The 2,039-nt window shown below is 57.6% G+C and carries 3 protein-coding genes; all 3 read right to left on the minus strand.

Translation table 11 applies throughout. The features are described 5' to 3' along the window. A partial coding sequence (locus tag ACIONG_RS30410) for an ATP-grasp domain-containing protein (protein ID WP_401304727.1) occupies positions 1-136 on the minus strand: 136 nt, incomplete at its 3' end. A 199-nt stretch (positions 137-335) separates the two neighbouring features. Then, positions 336-1,772: a dihydrolipoyl dehydrogenase gene (lpdA, locus tag ACIONG_RS30415; protein WP_401304724.1), complete on the minus strand. Its 1,437-nt coding sequence runs from the start codon at positions 1,770-1,772 to the stop codon at positions 336-338. Positions 1,773-1,869: 97 nt separating this feature from the next. Next, a partial coding sequence (locus ACIONG_RS30420) for a 2-oxo acid dehydrogenase subunit E2 (RefSeq protein ID WP_401304730.1) occupies positions 1,870-2,039 on the minus strand: 170 nt, incomplete at its 5' end.

Raw genomic sequence — 2,039 nt, forward strand, 5'->3', positions numbered from 1 at the left:
TGACAACCCACTCGCTGCCGCCGTTTTTGTCGCACGCGGCTGCTGCTGCTTCCGGGGTGTCTACTGCGTAACCAGTGGAAACTGGCAGGCCGTATTCAGCGAACAGCTGCTTACCCTGATACTCGTGAAGATTCATGCTTTTTACCGTCTTCGTTAGGTACTGCGCATTCGGCGCTGCGCTCATTTGAGTGCCGCGCCACCTGTGACTGCTGCTTGCGTAGCCTTTCCGGATACCCGGTGCAGCTACGCAAGACTGCGTCCAGCGGACATTCCGCGGTGAGACTTGCTCGCAAGGCTCACGACGGGCCGTTACCGCCGTGGTTTCTTATTGTGTCTTAACGCTTCTTGCGGTTGGCAATGTGGATGGCGCCGCCATTCACAGCCAAAGCAGCTTCGTGCAAGGCTTCAGACAGGGTCGGATGGGAGAAAACCATCATGCCCAGGTCTTCAGCGCTGGTGCCGAATTCCATACCGATCGCGCCCTGCTGAACCAGTTCGGCAGCGCTCGGGCCCCTCCCGGGCACGCCCAATACGCGGTCAGTCTTGGCATCAGCGATGACCTTGACGAAACCACCGGTATCGTTGGCGGCCATGGCACGGCCGGAAGCGGCGAACGGGAAGGTGCCGACGTTAACTTCAACGCCTTCAGCTTTCAAGGCCTGCTCGGTTTTGCCAACCCACGCGATTTCCGGGTGAGTATAAATAACCGAAGGGATCAGGTCATAGTTCATCTGGGCTTTGTGGCCCTTGATGCGCTCGACAACCATGATGCCTTCTTCGGATGCCTTGTGAGCCAGCATCATGCCGCGAACCACGTCTCCAATGGCGAAAACGCCCGGTACGGTGGTGGCGCAGTGATCATCAACGTGCACGAAACCGCGCTCGTCGAGGGTCACGCCGCTGTCGGCAGCCAGCAGATCAGTGGTCACCGGACGGCGACCAACGGCTACGATCAGCTTGTCGAAAGTGATGGTCTGTTCGCCGTTAGCATCGGTGTAGTTGACAACGACTTCGTCGCCGTTGACTTTCGAACCGGTTACGCGAGCGCCCAGCTTGATGTCCAGACCTTGTTTGGTCAGGGTTTTCAGCGCTTCCTTGGAAACAGCGGTGTCCGCTGCCATCAGGAAGGTGTCCAGTGCTTCGAGAACAACGACTTCGGAGCCCAGACGCGACCATACCGAACCCAGTTCCAGGCCGATCACGCCAGCGCCGATCACGCCCAGACGTTTAGGTACGGTCTGGAATTCCAGTGCGCCAGTCGAATCAACGATGACTTTCTGGTCAACCGGAGCCGGTGGAATGTCGATTGGACGCGAGCCTGGAGCCAGGATCACGTTTTCAGCTTCGATGACTTCAACCGAGCCGTCGGGCTTGGTGACTTCGACTTTCTTGCCAGCCAGCAGTTTGCCGTGGCCCTGGATCGAAGTAACGCCGTTGGCCTTGAACAGAGTGGCAACGCCGCCGGTCAGGTTCTTGACGATGCCAGCCTTGCGGCCAACCATCGCAGCGACGTCCATTTTGACTTCGCCAGTCGAGATACCGTGAACGTTGAAGCTTTCTTTGGCTTCCTTGTATTTCCAGGAGCTGTCCAGCAGCGCCTTGGAAGGAATGCAGCCGACGTTCAGGCAGGTACCGCCCAAGGCTTGCTTGCCTTCGGCGTCGGTGTACTTCTCGATGCAGGCAGTGGTCAGACCCAGCTGCGCGGCCTTGATGGCAGCTACGTAACCGCCAGGGCCGGCACCGATCACTACTACGTCAAATTTCTGCGACATTCAAAAAATCCTCTTTAGCGAAAAGCTTCAAGCCGCGCGCTCCAAGCCAAGCTGCCCTTTCCTGCAGCTTGAAACTTGAAGCCCGCGACTGCTTCTATCAGATATCCAGCAACAGACGAGCCGGATCTTCCAGCAGGTTCTTGATGGTCACCAGGAAGGTTACAGCTTCTTTGCCATCGATCAGACGGTGATCGTAGGACAGCGCCAGGTACATCATCGGGCGGATAACCACTTGGCCGTTGATCGCCATAGGACGCTGCAGAATGT

It is taken from the genome of Pseudomonas sp. NPDC087817, from assembly GCF_044742875.1.
Classification (GTDB): Bacteria; Pseudomonadota; Gammaproteobacteria; order Pseudomonadales; family Pseudomonadaceae; genus Aquipseudomonas.